Source organism: uncultured Kluyvera sp. (assembly GCF_902485085.1).
Classification (GTDB): Bacteria; Pseudomonadota; Gammaproteobacteria; order Enterobacterales; family Enterobacteriaceae; genus Kluyvera; species Kluyvera ascorbata.
Genome location: NZ_CABTJS010000132.1, coordinates 13,595 through 32,527 on the forward strand (window position 1 = coordinate 13,595; position 18,933 = coordinate 32,527).

Annotated in this window: 19 protein-coding genes; 3 read left to right on the forward strand and 16 right to left on the reverse strand. The window is 57.9% G+C overall.

All coding sequences use genetic code 11. From position 1 onward, the window contains the following. Nucleotides 1–24: 24 nt before the first annotated feature. Nucleotides 25–1,641 carry an ABC transporter substrate-binding protein gene (locus RDN66_RS15925; RefSeq protein ID WP_202215844.1) on the reverse strand — a complete coding sequence of 539 codons (1,617 nt, stop codon included), beginning with the start codon at nt 1,639–1,641 and terminating at the stop codon, nt 25–27. Nucleotides 1,642–1,833: 192 nt separating this feature from the next. On the opposite strand from RDN66_RS15925, the gene mpaA reads away from it, so the two are divergent. Continuing rightward, nucleotides 1,834–2,553: a murein tripeptide amidase MpaA gene (gene mpaA / locus RDN66_RS15930; protein WP_123650493.1), complete on the forward strand. Its 720-nt coding sequence runs from the start codon at nt 1,834–1,836 to the stop codon at nt 2,551–2,553. Here the strand turns inward: mpaA and ycjG are convergent. After that, on the reverse strand, nt 2,544–3,509 hold the full coding sequence (gene ycjG, locus RDN66_RS15935; RefSeq protein ID WP_123650494.1) for an L-Ala-D/L-Glu epimerase: 966 nt from the start codon (nt 3,507–3,509) through the stop codon (nt 2,544–2,546). The genes mpaA and ycjG overlap by 10 nt on opposite strands. Nucleotides 3,510–3,609: 100 nt before the next feature. Between ycjG and tpx the strand changes: the two genes are divergently transcribed. Then, entirely contained in the window at nt 3,610–4,116 is a 507-nt protein-coding gene (gene tpx / locus RDN66_RS15940; protein WP_123650495.1) for a thiol peroxidase, read from the forward strand. A gap of 49 nt (nt 4,117–4,165) precedes the next feature. On the opposite strand, the gene tyrR is transcribed toward tpx, so the two are convergent. The 12 genes from tyrR to pspA all read right to left on the reverse strand — a co-directional run bounded on the left by tyrR (nt 4,166) and on the right by pspA (nt 15,140). Continuing rightward, on the reverse strand, nt 4,166–5,707 hold the full coding sequence (tyrR, locus tag RDN66_RS15945) for a transcriptional regulator TyrR (protein WP_308538011.1): 1,542 nt from the start codon (nt 5,705–5,707) through the stop codon (nt 4,166–4,168). 228 nt (nt 5,708–5,935) lie between these two features. Next, entirely contained in the window at nt 5,936–6,640 is a 705-nt protein-coding gene (locus tag RDN66_RS15950; RefSeq protein WP_035894045.1) for an ABC transporter ATP-binding protein, read from the reverse strand. Continuing rightward, complete coding sequence (locus RDN66_RS15955) at nt 6,627–7,463, reverse strand: ABC transporter ATP-binding protein (protein WP_202215846.1); 837 nt, start codon at nt 7,461–7,463, stop codon at nt 6,627–6,629. Before RDN66_RS15955 ends, RDN66_RS15950 begins: the two co-directional genes overlap by 14 nt. Then, nucleotides 7,456–8,289 carry an ABC transporter permease gene (locus RDN66_RS15960; protein ID WP_202215847.1) on the reverse strand — a complete coding sequence of 278 codons (834 nt, stop codon included), beginning with the start codon at nt 8,287–8,289 and terminating at the stop codon, nt 7,456–7,458. Before RDN66_RS15960 ends, RDN66_RS15955 begins: the two co-directional genes overlap by 8 nt. Next, nucleotides 8,289–9,338 carry an ABC transporter permease gene (locus RDN66_RS15965; protein ID WP_202215848.1) on the reverse strand — a complete coding sequence of 350 codons (1,050 nt, stop codon included), beginning with the start codon at nt 9,336–9,338 and terminating at the stop codon, nt 8,289–8,291. The genes RDN66_RS15960 and RDN66_RS15965 overlap by 1 nt, the downstream gene beginning before the upstream one ends. A gap of 79 nt (nt 9,339–9,417) precedes the next feature. Then, a complete protein-coding gene (locus RDN66_RS15970) occupies nt 9,418–10,986 on the reverse strand; it encodes an ABC transporter substrate-binding protein (protein WP_202215849.1) in 1,569 nt (522 codons plus the stop codon). A gap of 123 nt (nt 10,987–11,109) precedes the next feature. Next, nucleotides 11,110–12,177: a YcjF family protein gene (locus tag RDN66_RS15975; RefSeq protein WP_202215850.1), complete on the reverse strand. Its 1,068-nt coding sequence runs from the start codon at nt 12,175–12,177 to the stop codon at nt 11,110–11,112. Further along, on the reverse strand, nt 12,174–13,571 hold the full coding sequence (locus RDN66_RS15980; protein WP_035894057.1) for a YcjX family protein: 1,398 nt from the start codon (nt 13,569–13,571) through the stop codon (nt 12,174–12,176). The genes RDN66_RS15975 and RDN66_RS15980 overlap by 4 nt, the downstream gene beginning before the upstream one ends. Nucleotides 13,572–13,605: 34 nt before the next feature. Continuing rightward, a complete protein-coding gene (gene pspD, locus RDN66_RS15985) occupies nt 13,606–13,824 on the reverse strand; it encodes a phage shock protein PspD (RefSeq protein ID WP_123650503.1) in 219 nt (72 codons plus the stop codon). Between the two features lie 14 nt (nt 13,825–13,838). Next, entirely contained in the window at nt 13,839–14,198 is a 360-nt protein-coding gene (gene pspC / locus RDN66_RS15990) for an envelope stress response membrane protein PspC (protein WP_123650504.1), read from the reverse strand. Next, a complete protein-coding gene (gene pspB, locus RDN66_RS15995) occupies nt 14,195–14,419 on the reverse strand; it encodes an envelope stress response membrane protein PspB (protein ID WP_035894063.1) in 225 nt (74 codons plus the stop codon). The genes pspC and pspB overlap by 4 nt, the downstream gene beginning before the upstream one ends. 52 nt (nt 14,420–14,471) lie before the next feature. Further along, nucleotides 14,472–15,140 carry a phage shock protein PspA gene (gene pspA, locus RDN66_RS16000; RefSeq protein WP_123650505.1) on the reverse strand — a complete coding sequence of 223 codons (669 nt, stop codon included), beginning with the start codon at nt 15,138–15,140 and terminating at the stop codon, nt 14,472–14,474. Nucleotides 15,141–15,307: 167 nt separating this feature from the next. On the opposite strand from pspA, the gene pspF reads away from it, so the two are divergent. After that, complete coding sequence (gene pspF / locus RDN66_RS16005; protein ID WP_035894067.1) at nt 15,308–16,282, forward strand: phage shock protein operon transcriptional activator; 975 nt, start codon at nt 15,308–15,310, stop codon at nt 16,280–16,282. Here the strand turns inward: pspF and RDN66_RS16010 are convergent. Together RDN66_RS16010 and RDN66_RS16015 are read right to left on the reverse strand one after the other, a co-directional pair. Next, complete coding sequence (locus RDN66_RS16010) at nt 16,273–17,664, reverse strand: MFS transporter (RefSeq protein ID WP_202215852.1); 1,392 nt, start codon at nt 17,662–17,664, stop codon at nt 16,273–16,275. The genes pspF and RDN66_RS16010 overlap by 10 nt on opposite strands. Nucleotides 17,665–17,689: 25 nt before the next feature. Beyond that, nucleotides 17,690–18,862 carry a M20 aminoacylase family protein gene (locus tag RDN66_RS16015; protein WP_202215853.1) on the reverse strand — a complete coding sequence of 391 codons (1,173 nt, stop codon included), beginning with the start codon at nt 18,860–18,862 and terminating at the stop codon, nt 17,690–17,692. Between the last annotated feature and the right edge of the window lie 71 nt (nt 18,863–18,933).

Here is an 18,933-nt window from a genome sequence, read left to right on the forward strand (position 1 = left end):
ACCGTGCCAGGCAACCGTGATTTATCAGTGCTTCACGATATACATCGTATGCGTATACGCCACATCTTCCGGATTGGTGATCGGGTATCCTTTTACCCACGGCTTAATCAAACGCCCGTTGGTGTACTGATAGATAGGCGCAATCGGCGCTTTCTCGGCCAGAATTTTTTCCGCAACGTTATAGTCCGCATTTCGGGCTTCAGCGGTATTTTCCAGCGTCGCCTGACGGACAACCTTATCGTAGGCCGGGTCACTGAAGCGTGAAATATTGCCGGTATTGGTCGAGGTCAGCAGCGACAGGAAGGTTGACGGCTCGTTATAGTCACCCACCCAGGATGCGCGGATTACGTCGAAATTACCGGTATTACGGCTATCGATATAGGTTTTCCACTCCTGGTTTTGCAGCTTCACCTCAACGCCGAGATTTTTCTTCCACATCGACGCCACGGCAATCGCTATCTTCTGGTGATTCTCGGAGGTGTTATAGAGCAGCGTCAGCTTCAGCGGACGATTCGGGCCGTAGCCTGCCGCCTGCAGCAGCATTTTCGCCTGTGCATTCAGCTCAGCCTGGCTCGCGTGCGCCATCTCAGAGTCCTGCGGCTTAAAGCCCGCGGTCACATCTGGCGTAAAGCGCCATGCCGGTTTCTCGCCCGTGCCTAACACTTTCTCGGCAATAATTCGGCGGTCGATGCTCATACTCAGCGCCAGACGGACGCGCGCATCGGCTGTTGGCCCTTTTTGGGTGTTAAAGGCGTAGTAATACGTCCCCAATTGCGCAGGCGTGTAAACCTGCCCCGGCAGCTCCTTGAGCAGCTTCTGATACTGGTTTTTCGGGAAAGATTCCGTGATATCAATATCGCCTGCCAGGTAGCGCTTCGTCGCGGACGACTCCTGATTGATAGGGATGAAGGTCACTTTCTGGATAACCGTTTTAGCGTTGTCCCAGTAATACTTATTCGGTACCGCCTCCAGCTTCTCGTTGACCACGCGGTCGGCCAGTACATAAGCCCCATTCCCCACCAGCTTGCCCTGACGTGTCCAGTTTTTGTCGCTTTCGACGTTGGCTTTATTCACCGGGAACAGCGAGAAGTTAGCGGTCAGATTCACAAACCACGGCAGCGGTTTGTCCAACTGCACGCGCAGGGTGTGCGCATCTACCGCCGCCACGCCCAGCGTGTCGGGCTTGGCTTTACCATCGATAATATTCTGGGCATTGTTAATGCCCGCCAGCGCGGCAAACCAGGCGAACGGTGATGTGGTATTTGGGTCTACCAGTCGTTGCCAGCTATAGACAAAGTCCTGCGCGGTGACCGGCGTACCGTCTGACCATTTCGCGTCGTTACGCAGGGTAAAGGTCCAGATCCGCTGGTCGTTGGTTTGCCAGCGCGTGGCGACCCCAGGAATAATGTTGCCGTTGGCATCCTGGTTAACCAGCCCTTCGAACAGATCGCGAATCACCTGGATTTCAGGCAACCCCACCGCTTTTGCGGGGTCCAGTGAAGCGGGTTCATCTTTAATGTGACGAACCAGCGTTTGCTGCTTCGCCAACACCGTTCCGGCGGGAACGTCGGCCGCAACGGCGAGAGTACTCAGACCTGAAAGCAAGGCTGCACAGCAGGTCAAGGTGAACGGTAACTTCATGACATCCCCTTAAAATAGGTAAACCCACACAACTTGATGAAAATATTATTTGTTTCAGTCGCGTTAATTGCAAACAACATGTCACATAAACTTGATATATCCCCAGCAATATCTATCAGGGAAACTATTTGATTCGCGGCGGGTTTTGCACAACACTGCTCAATATCCCCCTTGCGTATCAGGACTCCGCGTATGTCAGTTACTCGCCCTCGCGCCCAGCGCGGCGCGTTCCCGCCGGGAACACAACATTATGGACGCTCGCTGCTGGGAGCCCCTTTAATCTGGTTTCCTGCCCCGCTAGCCGGCCCGCAGAGCGGTTTAATCATTGCTGGCACGCATGGCGACGAAAACTCGTCGGTCGTCACCCTTTCCTGCGCGCTGCGCACGCTGGCGACGGATCTTCGTCGTCATCACGTGGTGCTGGCGGTTAACCCGGACGGCTGTCAGCTCGGGCTTCGCGCCAATGCGAACGGCGTGGATTTGAACCGTAACTTCCCCTCGGCAAACTGGAAGGAAGGCGAAACGGTCTATCGCTGGAACAGCGCCGCCGAGCAACGCGACGTGGTGTTACTGACCGGTAGCCGCCCCGGCTCCGAGCCGGAAAGCCGCGCGCTGTGTCAGCTTATCCACCAGATAAATCCTGCATGGGTTGTCTCTTTCCACGACCCGCTGGCCTGCATTGAGGACAACCGCCACAGCGAGCTGGGCCAATGGCTTGCCGAAGCATTCAGCCTGCCGCTGGTCAGCAGCGTGGGTTATGAAACCCCGGGGTCATTTGGGAGCTGGTGTGCCGATATCGGTCTGCACTGCATCACCGCCGAGTTCCCGCCCATCTCTTCCGACGAAGCGAGCGAGAAATATCTCGCGGCGATGACCGCGCTGCTGCACTGGCAGTCAACGCATCACAAGTGAAGTTCACCGCAGGTAAAATGCAGCGCCGGTTCGGCATCGGCGGCAAGCCAGGTCGGGCCATCAAGGTCAGCAAAACGCACCTGCGGTGCCAGCGGCAGCGCAGCTTCAATGGCGCGAGAGGTACAAAGCATGCAGCCGAGCATGAGCGCGAAACCCTGCGCCTTTGCTTCAGCAGCCAGCGCCAGCGCTTCGGTCAGACCGCCGGTTTTATCGAGCTTGATGTTCACCATCTCGTAGCGTTCGCGCAGAACAGGTAAATCTTCGCGGGTATGACAGCTTTCATCAGCGCAAATCGGTAGCGGATGGATAAAGTGGCTGAGCGCGTCATCTTCGCCCACCGGCAGAGGTTGTTCGAGCATGGCGACGTTTAAATCAGCCAGCAGTTGGCAACGCGCCGCTAAGCCGTCACCATGCCAGGATTCATTAGCATCAACTATCAGCGTCGCATCCGGCGCGGCGGCGCGAATCGCCACCATTCGTTCACAGATAAAATGGTTATCGAGCTTCACTTTAAGCAGCCGGGCACCGCTTTCATACAGCGCTTTTGCGCTAGCGGCCATTTGCTCTGGGGTGCCAATGACCACCGTTTGGGCAGTCATGATCGTTTCTGGTAAGCGAACACCCAGCTGAGTGACAACGTCACTTTTTAACAAGTGAGTTTCCAGGCTCCAGAGCGCGCAGTCGACCGCATTGCGCGCCGCTCCTGCCGGAAGTAGATTCGCCAGCTGTTCGCGGGTTAATCCGCGTTCAAGCTGCTCGCCCAACGCCATAATTTGCGCCATCACCGACGCAATGCTTTCCCCATAGCGTGGATACGGCGTGCACTCGCCCACCCCTTTTACGCCATCCTGTTCCAGCTCGACCACCACCACTTTGGCTTCACTGCGGCTACCGCGAGCAATAACAAATGCGGTATGTAGAGGCCAGGCCTCTTCGAAGACGCGTAGCTTTCTCATTTTCACTCCTTTTATTCAGGCGTAAATAGGGTTTGCCGTGTTAACACCTGTTGTCATACACTAGGGTCGACGTTAACTATATGTAAACAGGAAGATAATCATGTCGCAATCCGTACATTTCCAGGGCAATCCCGTTGCTGTTCAAGGTTCTATCCCACAGGCGGGCGATAAAGCTCAACCGTTTACGCTGGTGGCAAAAGATCTGTCAGACGTCACCCTGGGCCAGTTCGCTGGCAAACGTAAAGTTCTGAACATTTTCCCAAGCATCGATACCGGCGTTTGCGCGGCATCTGTGCGTAAATTCAATCAACTGGCTGGCGAACTGGCCAACACCGTTGTGCTGTGCGTTTCAGCTGACCTGCCGTTCGCGCAGTCTCGCTTCTGCGGCGCTGAAGGCCTGAGCAACGTGGTCACTCTGTCCACCCTGCGTGCGCCAGAATTCCTGCAGACCTACGGCGTAGGCATCGCAGACGGCGCACTGAAAGGCCTGGCGGCACGTGCCGTTGTGGTTATCGATGAAAACGACAACGTGGTTTACAGCGAGCTGGTGAACGAAATCACCAACGAACCAGACTACGATGCGGCACTGGCTGCGCTGAAAGCGTAATCACCGTACCGCAAAATATAAACAGCCTCTTTTCAGAGGCTGTTTTTTATCACTCTTCGCCCTTCTTGTTGCTCAGGCCATATTCCCGCAATTTATTGGCAATCGCCGTGTGCGATACACCCAGACGCTTGGCAAGTTTTCGGGTGCTTGGATAGCTGCGATAAAGCTGCGTCAGCACCGAGCGCTCAAAGCGACGGGTAATATCATCCAGCGAACCTTCTATCGCCTCTTCGCCTACCGCCGCGCTCGACACATCGTGATCCGGCAGCAGCACGTCCTGAGGACGGAGTTCGTAGCCCTCAAGCTGAGTCAATGCGCGATACACCGCATTCTTCAACTGGCGAACGTTGCCCGGCCAGCCGTAGCGGGTGAGCACAGTGTTGAGGTCAGCGGAAAGTTTCGGGCGTGAAATCCCCTGCTCGTCGGCAAAGCGCGCCACAAACAGTTCGGTCAGCGGCATGATGTCCTGCGGACGAACGCGCAGCGGCGGCAGGTTGAGGGTCAGCACATTGAGGCGATAGTAGAGATCCTCACGGAACAGTCCTTTCTGCACCAGCTCCACCAGATTTTTCTGGGTGGCGCAAATAACGCGGACATCAACATGCACTTCATGATCTTCACCCACGCGGCGGAAGGTGCCATCGTTGAGGAAACGCAGCAGCTTGGTCTGCATGCGCGGCGACATTTCGCCAATTTCGTCCAGCAGCACCGAGCCACTGTTGGCCTGTTCGAAGAAGCCTTTTTTACCTTCAGAGGCGTCGCCAAACAGTTCGCTCTCTACCGCATCTTCTGGAATCGAACCGCAGTTCAGCGCGAGGTACGGCTTCGCCGCGCGTGGGCTCGCCAGGTGGCAGGCGTGAGCCAGCAGATCTTTACCGGTGCCGGTTTCACCCACAATCAGCAGCGGTGCGGTCAGCAGCGCCAGCTTGCGGGCCTGCTCAACAACCTGACGCATACGCGGGCTCACCGCCACAATCTGGCTGAACGCGCTGACGTCCTGAGTGGTCATGGTTTGCAACTGACGGCCCATACGCAGCGTCGAGCGCAGCATAATCACCGCCCCGGCCAGCACGCGGGCATCGTTCTCGCCGCTCAGGTAAACCGGCGTCGCTTCCAGCAGGAAGTTTTGTCCGTGGATCACCACATGCTCGGCGTGCGGTTCCACCTCCTCGCTTTCCAGCCAGCGCGGGAAGTTAAAGCCGCTAATGAGCTGCGCGACATTATGGCTGCGCATCTTGTCCTGGCTCATGCCGAACAGCTGGCAGCTTGCCGGGTTAGCGCGTTCAATTTTACTGCGCGTGTCCAGCGACAGGACCGGTTCCGGCATCGCTTCCAGCAATGCGCTAAGCGCCAGATGTTCACGTTCGGAAGGCATCCACGGTACGGTGCGCACGTCGGTCACGCCCGCGATACGGCGGATTTCCGCCATCAGGCTGCTGAAGCTGGTGAATTCCAGCTCCGCAAAATTAAGGTAGATTCGGCCAACAGGGTCGATATCGATACCGCGCAGGTCAATGCCGCGCAGCACCAGAAGATCGAGCAGTTCACGGGTCAGACCGAGACGGTCCTCACAAAAGACTTCAAGACGCATGGGAGTGTTCACCCTTATAAGCCAAAGACGTATGAATAATAAGACACTTATTCGCTGGCGTGAAGATGAGTGTCAACAATTATTGACAGTATGGCGGAAAAATGGGCGCTGTGCCGTAAAGTTATGCGTTCATCAAATAAACAACCGTTCGACCGTCGCCCGGCCGAACGAAGTGACGCCGGTGAAACCCCGGAGTCGGCGCCGGCGGCACCTCGTCCGGGCTACAAATTACCCCATCCGGTGTTCACCGCGCTCCAGCGCCGTACGGTCAAAGAAGCGCTGAATCACGCCTCCTGCCATAAACGCCGCGCGGTCGGACATATGCGCAATCACATCGGCATCGTGACTCACCAGCAGATAAGTCATACCGTGGTCCTGCTTCAGACGGTTGAGCAAGTTCAGGATTTCCGCCTGTACCGACATATCCAGCGCCGAAGTGGGTTCATCCAGCAGCAGGATTTTTGGCCGCAGCAGCAGCGCACGGGCAATCGCCACGCGCTGGCGCTGTCCGCCTGAGAGCTGATGCGGATAGCGGCTGGCGGCATCGGCGGGCAGGCCCACCTGCTCTAACGCGGTCTGGACTCTAGACTCAATATCCGCTTCACCATGAATGCGCAGCGGTTCCGCCAGCGTACGCCAGAGGGTGTGGTTCGGGTGCAGCGAGGCGTACGGGTCCTGGAAAACCATCTGCACATTGCGCCGCAGGTCGCCCTGAAAACGCGCGCCGGGGGCGATATTTTTGTCAAATAGCGAGACGTACCCGCCCCACTCGCGCTGAAGCCCGGCGATGACGCGCAGAATGGTCGATTTTCCGCAGCCGGATTCGCCAATCAGGCTAAAAGTCTCGCCCGCGTTGACGTGGAAACTGGCCGCCGACACCGCCGTTTTCTCGCCAAAGGTGACCTGTAACGCCTGAATATCAACGATCGCCATGCGCCGCCTCCTCAAAGTTCTGACTGCGGTCCAGCGTCGGCAGCATCTGTCCGTAGGTCTGCGCGCTCGGGCGACAGGTCCATAAGGTGCGGGTATAGGGGTGCGTTGCCTGCGGTAAATCTCGGGCCGCCATCTCATCAACGCCGTTGCCCTGATACATCACCAGTACGCGGTCGCAGTGCTGGGCCACCAGCGGTAAATCGTGGCTAATCAGCAGCATCGCCATTTGTCGCTTCTCGCATTGCGCCACCAGTAGCTCAAGGATCTGGTTGCGCAGGCGGGCGTCCAGCGCCGAGGTGGGTTCGTCGGCAATCAGCACTTTAGGGTCGTTGATGAGCGCAATGGCAATCATCACCCGCTGGCCCATGCCGCCGGACAGTTCGCCGGGATAGCGGTTCAGCACCGCAACATCCAGCCCCATGGCGACCACCGACGCAGCGATTTTTTCCTGCCGTTCACGGCGGTTAAGGCGTTGATGCAGGGTGAGCGCCTCTTCCAACTGCTCACGCACCGTTTTCACCGGGTTCAGCGCATAGCGAGGGTCCTGCAACACCATGGCGATGTCGTTGCCCCGCAGCGCGCGCCAGCCGCGCCCATTCAGGGAGAGCACATCATAGCCCAGCACGTTCAGACGGTCAGCGCTGACGATACCTGGCTTACGCACCAGCCCCATCAGCGCACGCGCGGTCATTGACTTGCCGGAACCAGATTCACCCACCAGCGCTAACCGCTCGTTGCCAAGCGTAAAGCTCATATTGTTGACCACCCGCGCGCGGGGATAATCAATATTCAGCCCCTGTACGGAAAGGCGTTGCTCAGTCATGTTGCGGCTCCAGAACGTCACGTAAACCATCACCCAGCAGGTTAAACGCCAGGCTGGCAATCAGAATCGCGGCACCTGGTGCAGCGGCAATCCACCACTGGTCAAAGATAACCTGCATACCATCGGCAATCATCGCGCCCCACTCCGCCATCGGCGGACGTGCGCCCAGGCCAAGGAAGCCTAACCCTGCGGCGGCCAGAATAATCCCTGCCAGATCCAGCGCCAGACGCACGATGGCGGACGGCAAACACAGCGGTAGAATATGGCCGACCAGCAGGCGCAGACCGCGGATGCCCATCATTTCAGCGGCGGCTAAATAGTCGCTATGCCGTAGTCGCTGGATCTCGCTACGCGCCTGTCGCGCGTAAGCAGGCCAGGTGGTTAACGCCAGCGCCAATGCGCCGTTGACCAACCCTGGGCCAAGCATCGCCACAAAGGCAAAGGCCAGAATCAGGCGCGGCATCGACATCACCACGTCGGTAAAGCGCATCAGAATCCGCTCCAGCCAGCCGCCGTAATAACCGGAAAGAATGCCCATCAACAGCCCTACCGGTAGCGTAATCACCGTCACCAGTGCCACCAGACCCAGCGCCGGGCGGGTGCCGTAAATCAGCCTTGAGAGCAGATCGCGCCCGTAGCTGTCGGTGCCGAGCCAGTGCTGCGCATTGGGCATTTGCAAACGCGCGGCGGCGTCCTGCCAGTTTGGATCCTGCGGCGCAAGCCATGGAACCAGCAGCGCCGTCAGTACCAGCACGGCAATAATAATCAACCCGCAGCAGGCCGCAGGCGAGCGCAGTAATCGGCGCAAAAACAGAGATGATGGCATCAGCGAACCCTCGGGTCGGTTAGCCGCACTAGCACGTCGGTGAGGTTATTAATCAACACAAAGCAAACGCCAATGAGCAGCGTTCCTCCCATAATCGCCGCCGTATCGCCAGCAAACAGCGCCGTTGTCAGGTAGCGGCCAATTCCCGGCCAGGAGAATACCGTCTCGGTCAGCACCGCACCTTCAAGCATTGAGGTATACGCCAGCGCGATAACCGTCAGCAGCGTGCCGCGAATATTCGGCAACACGTGGCGCAGCAGAATGCTCATCTCGCCCGCTCCTTTGGCACGCGCCAGCAGAATGTATTCTTTGTTCATCTCACTCAGGCATGCCGAGCGCGTGAGGCGCGTAATGCTGGCAAGCGAATAGTAGGCCAGCAACAGCACCGGCAGCACCAGATGGCTGAAGGCGTTGCGAAAGGCTTCTTTGTCACCGGAAAGCCAGGTATCAACCAGCGCAAAACCGGTTTTGGGTTCGATGGTGAACTGGTAAATGTCGTCCAGCCGACCGGGGCCGGGGCTCCATTGCAGCTTCGCGTAGAACAGCGCCAGCATCAGCAGCCCGAGCCAGAAGATGGGCACCGAGTTGCCCAGAAGCGTCAGCGTTCGCATGGCTAAGTCCCAGGGGGTACCGGCGTAGCGCGCGCAGAGTACACCAGCAATCACGCCGAAGACCGCACCGATAATCAGCGCCAGCGTGGCAAGTTCAAGCGTCGCAGGAAAGGCAGCCAGCAGGTCGTGTAGCACCGGTTGTCCGGTGGCGCTGGCGGTCCCGAGATCGCCGTGGAAAAGATTGATCAGGTAGTGCCAGAACTGTACCGGCAGCGAACGGTCGAGGCCCAACTGATGGCGAACCTGATCGTAAGTCGACTGACTTGCATGGTCGCCGACAATTTGCAGCACGCGGTCAACGGGTGAAAGCGCAGAAAGCGCAAAGGTGACGAGCAACAGGCCCAGCAACGTGAGCGCCAGCGTCAACATCCCCTGGAGAAGCCCGGACAGCAAACGTCGGGTTCGCTGTGCGGTTGAATTCGGTAAAACGGCGGGCATGGGAATTCCGTATATCAACGAGAAAAAAACGACAATGGCCCGAACGGGTTACGCCGCCGGGCCATGTTTATCAAACGGTCTATTTCGTTACGCGGTCATACCAGACCATATCGGCGTTAAGCCCTTGCTGGTAGCCTTTCACGTTATCGCGAACCACAATCTGCGTTTTGCCCTGATCGATAAAGACATACGGCGAACTGCGTTGCAGCTCTTCCTGCATTTTTTTGTACAGGTCGAGGCGCTTCGCCACATCCGGCTCGGCAACCGCCGCCAGCGTCGCTTTATTTAGCTCTGGGATTTTCCAGCCGTTCAGCCCCGCCACGGTGCTGGATTTGCCGTCGTTAAAGGCAAAAGCGCTGGCGTTAGAGTGCGCGTCAAAGTAGTCCGGGATCCACAGACGAATCGCCGCCTGATGCTGCTTAGCACGCACGCGAGCATAAACCTGGCTGCCCGCCGCCGGCAGCAGATCCACCTTCACGCCGCCCTGAGCAAAGCTTGCCTGCATCGACTGCGCGATGGTGATAAACGGCGGTTTGTTCTCCACGTCGAGGGTAAAGTGGGCGTCTTTGATGCCCGCTTTCGCCAGAATTTCTTTGGCTTTGGCAGGGTCAAATTTGAACGGCGTATTATCCAGCGCGCCCGGGAACCCGACCGGCAGGAAGCTCTGATGCACAAAGTATTGCCCTTTCAGCAGGTCTTTGGTGATACCGTTGTAGTCAACCAACCAGCGTGCCGCTTCCCAGAACGCGGGGTTCGCCAGCAGCGGATTGGCGGTGTTCGCGGTGTTGAACACCACGTAGTTTTGCTCGGCGGACGGAATGCTTAACACCCGTAAGCCTGGTTTACCCTGCAGCGCGTCAATCTGATCGGCACCAAGGTCGCGCGCCACGTCGGCGTCACCCTGCTGGATAAGCAAGCGGCGGGAGGCCGGATCCGGCACGTTTTTAATGATCACGCTTTTCAGCTTCGGCGCGCCGGTTGGCGAGGTGTCGTTGGCTTCCAGCACGATAGCCTGATGCGGTTGGTAGACGCGCATTTTGAACGCGCCGCTGCCCGCCGAGTGCATTTTCAGCCACTCATTGCCGAAGTCGTTGCCCTTCACGTTGGCCGCCACCAGCTTCTCATCAACAATCGAGGCAATTGGGGTAGAGAGAATATTCAGCGCCACCGACGGGCTAACGTCAGCGGTCCAGCTTAGCTGTAGCGTATGGTCGTCGATTTTCTTCAGTTGGCTGGCAATGTTGCCAGGCTCCCAGCCGAGGACGTTAAGGATAAACGCCGGGGATTTGTTAAGGGTGACGGCACGGGTGTAGGAGAAGATCACATCTTCCGGGCGCAGCGGGTTGCCGGAAGCAAATTTAGCATCGCTTTTTAGCTTGATGGTCAGCGTTTTCGCTGCCGCATCGGCCTGCCAGCTTTCCGCCAGAATCGGGGTAATTTTTGCCGGATCGTTACGGTCAGGCTGAACCAGACGCTGGTACAGGCTCGGCACCGTCTGGATGCTGGAGAGCTCGTTGGCCTCCGCCGGGTCCAGACTAACAATATCGTCCAGGCCCTGAGCCACGACCAGGGTGTTCGGTGGCGTAGCGGCATAAGCGGAGGCTGACAGCGCGGTCAGCACGAGTAACGGCAGCAGTTTTTTGGTCATCGTGACTTCCTGAAAATGAACGTGTTGTGGACGATTCAGCTAAAGTAGCGCTGCTTGTCACTTTCAGTAAAGTTAAGTATAGAAATAGGTTATACAATTTTTGCATAACCATATTTTATCTTGTCAACTATCCCGTTGCGCCGCCGATTTTCCTTTCTGAACCGTCGCTTTCAGTTGCCCGATTAGTTCACGGCGGAAGTCACCGAGGCGAGGCTTGTCGTTGTCGATCCACGGCAGCGGTCGACAAAGTTCCATTGCCTTGATCCCAAGACGTGCAGTCAGCAACCCAGCACCAATCCCCTGCGCTGCGCGGGTCGACAGGCGAGCGGCCAGATCCTGCGACATCCAGTCCATGCCGATTTCCCGCACCAGTTCGCTGGCCCCGGCGAAGGCGATGTTGATAAGCACCAGGCGGAACAGACGCAGGCGGCTGTAGTAACCCAGTTCAATGCCGTAGAGATTCGCGATGCGGTTGATCAGCCGCAGGTTACGCCAGGCGATAAAGCCCATGTCCACCAGCGCCAGCGGACTGACGGCTATCATCAGCGTCGACTCCGCCGCCGAGCGGCTGATTTCGCGACGCGCCTGAGCATCCAGCACCGGCTGGACCAGATGGGCATACAGGCTGACCACTTCGCGATCGCTCTGAGTTTCGTGAATAGCGGCGTACCAGCGCTGTAGCGCCGGGTGCGACTGATCAAGCCCCGCCTGACGCGCTAACCCTTCACAGAACGCACGCCCTTTGCCCACGCTGTGGCTGTGCATTAACGTGCGCGCTTCATCGCGTTCTTCCGCGCGCTGGCGCAAGCGCCAGAGTCGGCGCCATTCGGTAACCACTGAACCAACACCCGCGCCGACGATTAGTGCCCCGGCGGCACAACCACCGAGCGCCGCCCAGTCGTTGGTTTGCCAGGCGGTCATCGTCCACTGTACGCCCTGAGCGACCACGCTGATGCCAAACAGGCCGAGCCCTGCGGTGACCATTTTGCGCCACAGGCTGCGTTTCGGGCGCAGCGCCGCATCAAGAGTGGCTTCTACTTGTCCTTCCTGCTCTGGTGATTCGTCGAGCGCCACCGGCGCGAATTTCTCCGCCGTCGCGTCATCAAACGCCTGCGTGGTTTTAAACTGCTCCGCTTTGGCGTCCTCTAGTGGGCCATCAAAATCGATTCGTGGTTTATAGGCGTCGTTCATCGCAGCTTATCTCCAATCAAAAACTCCAGCGCGGCATCCAGACGGATATGCGGCAGCGGCTGGTCAACATCCATGGCTTGCGGGCGGAAGGCCTCAAACTGAAAACCTTGTTTATCCCAGAACGCCTGTCCGGGAAGGCGCGCCGGGACTTCGCCGGGGTAAACGGTGAGCGGCTGACCGTCGCTTAAGCGATGACCGCGCAGCGCCGGGATCTTCTCGCCGTTGACCTCAATCAACCCGCTTTGTGTCGCCTGCACCGAGGCCAGCCCCAGGCAATCCATAGTAATGCCTTCAAAGGCCGCGTTCTGCCAGGCATCCTGGATCAGCTGTTGCAACAGCGACACCATATTGCCGTGCTGATCGACAGTGACATGATCCGCTTTGGTAGCGGCAAACAGCAGCTTGTCGATAACCGGCGAAAACAGGCGGCGAAACAGCGTGCGCTGCCCGTAATGGAAGCTGTGCATCAGCTGCGTCAGCGCCAGGCGCATATCGTTAAACGCCTGGGGGCCGCTGTTGAGCGGCTGTAGGCAGTCGACCAGCACAATCTGGCGGTCGAAGCGCAGGAAGTGATCGCGGTAGAACCCCTTCACCACCTTTTCGCAGTAGTAGTGGAAGCGTTCGCGCAGCATTCCAGCGTTGCTGTGTTTGTCCGCCTGCGCGAGCTTCGACTCACCGATGGCGTCGACGTCCGGCCACGGGAAAAACTGTAAAGCCGGAGCACCGGCAAGGTCGCCCGGCAGCACGAAGCGGCCCGGCTGAATAAAGTGCAGTCCTTCCTGCTTGCACTGGTGCAGATAGTCGGTCCACGCCTGGGCGATTTCCGCCAGCCGGTTTTCGTCAGCAGGCGCGAACGGGTCGAGCCCTTCACAGAGCTGTCGCCATTTTGCCGACCACTCAGCGCGCTGGCCGGTCAGCAGCCCGGTCATCTGGCGCGACCAACCCAGGTAATCCTGGTTAAGCATCGGTAAGTCGAGCAACCACTCGCCGGGATAGTCGACAATCTCCAGATAGAGCGTGGAGGTCTCTTTAAAATGGCGCAGCAGCGAATCATTGGATTTGTAGCGCAGCGCCAGGCGGATTTCGCTCACCCCACGCGTCGGCGTCGGCCAGGATGGCGGCTGGCCGTAGAGCTGCGCTAGCCCTTCGTCGTAGGTGAAACGCGGGATACCGAGGTCGCGCTGGGGTATGCGCTTAACGCCAAGCAGGCGCTCTTCGCGCACCGCACTCAGCAGCGGCAGGCGCGCGCCGGTATGAATATTGAGTAGCTGATTCACCAGGCCGGTGATAAAAGCGGTCTTGCCGCTGCGGCTAAGGCCGGTAACGGCAAGACGAAGATGCCGGTCAACGCCACGGTTGACCAGCGCATTGAATTCATTTTTAAGTCGCTTCATTGCTTATCAAACACTCCTCGCTACGCCGATAGCCCTATTTTGCCATGGGAAAATAACGTTTGGCGAGGCGGGACAGCAGCGGTTCCAGCGCCACCGCCAGAATCATCTTCAGCGGACGGCGGGCAACGGATTTCACCGCCCAACCCGCTACGCCCGCCGGGCCGTAGCGTAGCGCCGTCAACAGCGCCAGCTTGCCGACGATTTTCAAACCGGGCTTCACCTTCTGGCCTGCCCGCTGCCATTTATTATTCATCAGTAACCTCTTACTCAGAGCTGACGGAACCGGCTGCGCAGGGTAAAGGTATCAGATGTCACGTAGCGTTCCATCTCGCGCAGTCGCTGTTCGCCAGCGGCTAATTCAGCATCTACCGCATCCAGCAGGTCGCGGCTGGAAGGTTGATGCGGGTTGTTCATCGCCCCTTCCGGCATCGGGTCGAGGGCGAAGGTCAAAATCACGTAGGCGACGACGACAAAGAAAAACAGGCCAAACAGCATCGCCAGCACGGTAATAATACGAATCAGCTTCACCGGCACGTCGAGGTACTCGGCAATGCCAGCACAGACCCCTTTCACCATGCCTCGCTGCGGGATACGCCACAGCTTTTTGTTAAGATCCAGCGCCATTATTTGTCCCTCCAGTTTGGATGTTCTGCATCCAGAATGGCTTCCAGCGCCTGAATACGCTCGCGCATCCGTTTCGCGTCATCGGTCAACTGCATCAGCCGCTGCTGCTCGCCCTGCGAAAGCTCGCCGGAGCGGGAGCGATTGCTATAGTGAAGCCACAGCCAAATCGGCAAAACAAACAGCACAAACAACGTCAGGGGAATGCCGAGGAAAAGCGCGCTCATAGAAACTCCTTATATATTATGAGCGGCGGCACGGTCAGTGCCGCCGGAATTATTATTCGTTGTCCTGCTTCATTTTGGCTTTCAGCGCCGCCAGCTGCTCGCTGATTTCGTCATCCGCTTTCAGTTCAGCAAACTGCTGGTCCAGCGACGGCTGCTTGCCAAAACGATGGCTTTCGGCTTCCGCTTCCATATGGTCGATGCGGCGTTCAAAGGATTCAAAGCGAGCCATCGCTTCATCCAGTTTACCGCTGTCCAGCTGGCGACGCACATCGCGGGATGAATTCGCCGCCTGATGACGCAGTGCCAGAGACTGCTGACGAGCGCGGGTTTCGCTGAGTTTGTTCTCTAGCTCACCGATCTCTTTTTTCATACGCGCCAGGGTTTCATCCACCAGCGTCACTTCATGCTCCAGCGTGCTGATAACGTCGGTCAGCTTCTGCTTTTCAATCAGCGCCGCACGCGCCAGATCGTCTTTCTCCTTGCGCAGCGCCAGTTCGGCCTTCTCCTGCCATTCAACCTGCTGCGCCTGCGCACGTTCCACGCGTCGAGACAGGTCTTTCTTTTCTGCCAGCGCACGGGCAGAGGTGGAGCGCACTTCTACCAGGGTGTCTTCCATCTCCTGGATCATCAAACGAACCAGCTTCTGCGGGTCTTCCGCTTTTTCCAGCAGCGAGTTGATGTTGGCGTTCACGATGTCGGCAAAACGAGAAAAAATACCCATTGTTCAATCCTCTTAGTTCTGTGTATCGGGCTGAGCCCTGCGTAATGACTATTACAACTTCCGTGCCAACTTTTTATCTTATTGATTATAAAAGAGGTGATTGAAATTCAGCCGCTAAACGCCTACAGTGAAATGGCGAATTACACCAACATGTGGCGAATTTCATCATGGCAGATAACAAAGATACCCTTCTCGGTGAAGCAAACCGCTTTATTGAAGTGCTGGAGCAGGTGTCCCGGCTGGCACCACTGAACAAGCCGGTGCTGATTATCGGCGAGCGCGGAACGGGCAAGGAGCTTATCGCCAACCGCCTGCACTACCTCTCCTCCTGCTGGCAGGGGCCGTTTATTTCGCTTAACTGCGCGGCGCTAAACGAAAACCTGCTGGATTCCGAGCTGTTCGGTCACGAAGCCGGCGCGTTTACCGGCGCACAAAAGCGTCACCCAGGGCGGTTCGAACGCGCCGACGGCGGTACGCTGTTCCTCGATGAGCTGGCCACTGCGCCGATGCTGGTGCAGGAAAAGTTGCTGCGGGTGATTGAATACGGCGAGCTGGAGCGCGTTGGCGGCAGCCAGCCGTTGCAGGTGAACGTGCGGCTGGTGTGCGCCACCAATGCAGATTTGCCGCAGTTGGTAGAGGAAGGCACCTTCCGCGCCGACCTGCTCGACCGGCTGGCCTTTGACGTAGTGCTGCTGCCGTCGCTACGTGAGCGTCAGAGCGACATTATGCTGATGGCCGAGCACTTCGCCATTCAAATGTGTCGAGAACTCGGTCTGCCGCTGTTCCCAGGATTTACCGAACGCGCCCGCGAAACGCTGCTGCACTACCGCTGGCCGGGGAATATCCGTGAGTTGAAAAACGTGGTTGAGCGTTCGGTCTATCGGCACAGCTCCATCGAGGAGCCGCTGGACGATATTATTATCGACCCGTTCCGCCGCCAACCAGCGGTTCACGCGGAGCCCGCGGGGGAGAAAGTCGGTCCATCGCTTCCGCTGGATCTGCGCCAGTTCCAATTAGAACAAGAAAAAGGCCTGTTGCAACAAAGTCTGCAACAGGCCCGATTCAACCAAAAACAGGCCGCCGAGCTGCTGGGGTTAACCTACCACCAGCTGCGCGCGTTGTTGAAAAAGCATCAGCTTTGACGGTGGCGCGGTAACATCACCGCGCTGACCGCTATCGCCCCCAGACACAGCAAGCAGTTAAACCACAGCGCATACTGTGCCGCCTTTGCCATCCCGTGCGGCAAAAACAACGCATACAGCGAGGCGGTCATCGCCAGCCCAAACGCCCCGCCGAGCGAGCTGCCCATTTTGTAGATTCCGGAAGCCACGCCCACTTTATTCTCCGGCGCACTGGTGACGGCGGTGTCAGTCGACGGCGTGGCGTAACAGCCCAACCCTAATCCAAATAACACATTGCTGAAAAAGACGGTGACAATATAGGTCCAGGTTTCCAGGAAGGTGCAGGAAATCAGGAAAATCCCCACCATGGCGATTGCCGGACCGCCCATCATCGGTAATCTGGCACCGTAACGTTGAAGTAGTTTTTCCCCCACCCGAATCATCAGCAGTACGGTCACCAGATAGCCGAGCGTCATCATCCCTGTCTGCAGCGGGCTAAGATGCCGCCCCTGTTGCAGCCAGATGCTGGTGATCATCATGGTGCCAATCGCGCCGTTGAGCATCAGGTTAGACAGCACCGCCGCGCTGTAGGAACGGTTGTTAAACAACGCAAAATCGATGAGTGCCGCCTCCTTTTTGCGCAGACCGCTGCGGATAAACCAAACCATCGCTAGCACGGCGCCTACCAGCATCGACAGCGACAGGCTGCTGGTCCAGCCCCAGTGGTGCCCTTTGGCGATAAACAGGTTAAACAGCACCAGACCTGCCACCAGACTCAGCAGCCCGCTCACGTCTAGCTTGTGCTGCTCGGCGGTGGCGCTTTTACTTTCCGGCGTGCCGCGAATCAGCAAAAACGCAGTCACGGCGGCAACGATGGAGAAAACGAAAATCCAGCGCCAGCCTAGCCCGGTGGCAATCGCCCCGCCGACAAAGGAGCACAAGCCGCTACCGCCCCAGGAACCAATCACCCAAAAGCTCACCGCGCGCTGCCGCGCCCGCCCTTCATACCAGGTTTTAATCAGCGCCAGCGTCGCTGGCATGATGCAGGCGGCAGAAAGCCCCTGAATCACGCGACCGATGAGAAACAGCACCGGCCCTTGAGACACCACCAGCAGCGCGCTGCCGGCTATACTGAGCGCCAGGCCAATCAGCGTCAGACGCACCCGGCCAAACTTATCTGCCAGACCGCCGCTGGCGACGACAAAACAGCCGCTGAACAGCGCGCTGAGGCTGACCGCGAGGGTGAGCGTCTCCAGTGAGATATCGATACTGCTTTTCACCACCGGAACGACGTTTATCACCGACTGGGCAAACAACCAGAAGGTCAAAACACTTAAAACTATACCCGCCAGCAGTCGGTCGGTGCCGACATACTGCGTTTCAGTCAACGAAACAGTACTCATGGCTCGCCCTCAGGTTGCGCGTCACTTATGTACGCAGGTAGTGTTCCGTCAGGCCGCACCACAGCGCCGCCCCCGTCAGCAGGATATTGTCGTTAAAGTCATAGCCCGGGTTGTGCACCATGCAGCGATCCGGCTCGTCGCCCGCCCCAATGGTGAAATAGGCACCGTTGGGGTTCTGTTCGAGCATAAAGGCGAAATCTTCACTGCCCATAAACGGGTTAACCGTGGCGATAGAGGCTTCGCCAAACAGCGAAGTGGCCACCTCGCGCACCATCTGATTCGCCTGCGGGTCGTTGCGCAGCACCGGGCTGCCGTTGACGTGCGTCAGCGTCGCCGTGGCGTTGAAACTCTCCGCCTGCGATACCGCAATATCGTGGATGCGCTGCAGCACGGTTTTACGCACCGACTCATTCAAGGTGCGCACCGTCAGCTTCATCTGCACTTTATCGTTGATAATGTTTGGCGCATGTCCTGCCTGAATGCTGCCCACGGTGACCACCACCGGGTCGAACGGGCTGATATTTCGCGACACGATCGTTTGCAGTGCCAGCGTGATATGGCAAGCCACCACGGTAGCATCGACGGTATGTTCCGGCACCGCGCCGTGACCGCCGACGCCCTGTACATCAATATGCAAGGTGTCGGACGACGCCATCATCGCCCCGTCGCGCAGGCCAATCTTGCCGAGTTTCTGCCCCGGCATATTGTGCAGACCGAAAATACGGTCGCAGGGGAATTTGGTGAACAGACCGTCTTCCAGCATCACGCGACCGCCGTAGAGCAACTCTTCCGCCGGCTGGAAAATCAGGTGCAGCGTGCCGTTGAACGAGCGGGTGCGCGCCAGATATTCGGCCGCATAAAGCAGCATGGTGGTGTGGCCATCGTGACCACAGCCGTGGAAACTGCCGTCGGTTTCACTGGCCCATGGCTTACCGCTGCGCTCCTGCATCGGCAGCGCATCCATGTCTGCGCGAAGACCTAGCGTGGCGTTGCCGTTGCCCACTTTTAAGGTTCCCACCACGCCGGTGCCGCCGAGGCCGTAGTCCACCTCATAGCCCCATCCAGTCAACAGTTTCGCCACCTCGGCGCTGGTTTTATGCTCCTGAAAACCTATCTCAGGCTGCTGATGAAAGCGGTGGCGTAGCGCAATAAACTCCGCCTCACGGACCTGCAATGCTTCAACAATAGGATGTGTCATTTTTGTTATCCCTTTATGGCTCCACAGTGATAACGTCGAGTTTATGCCGCCAGTGAGGCTTTAAAATGCAG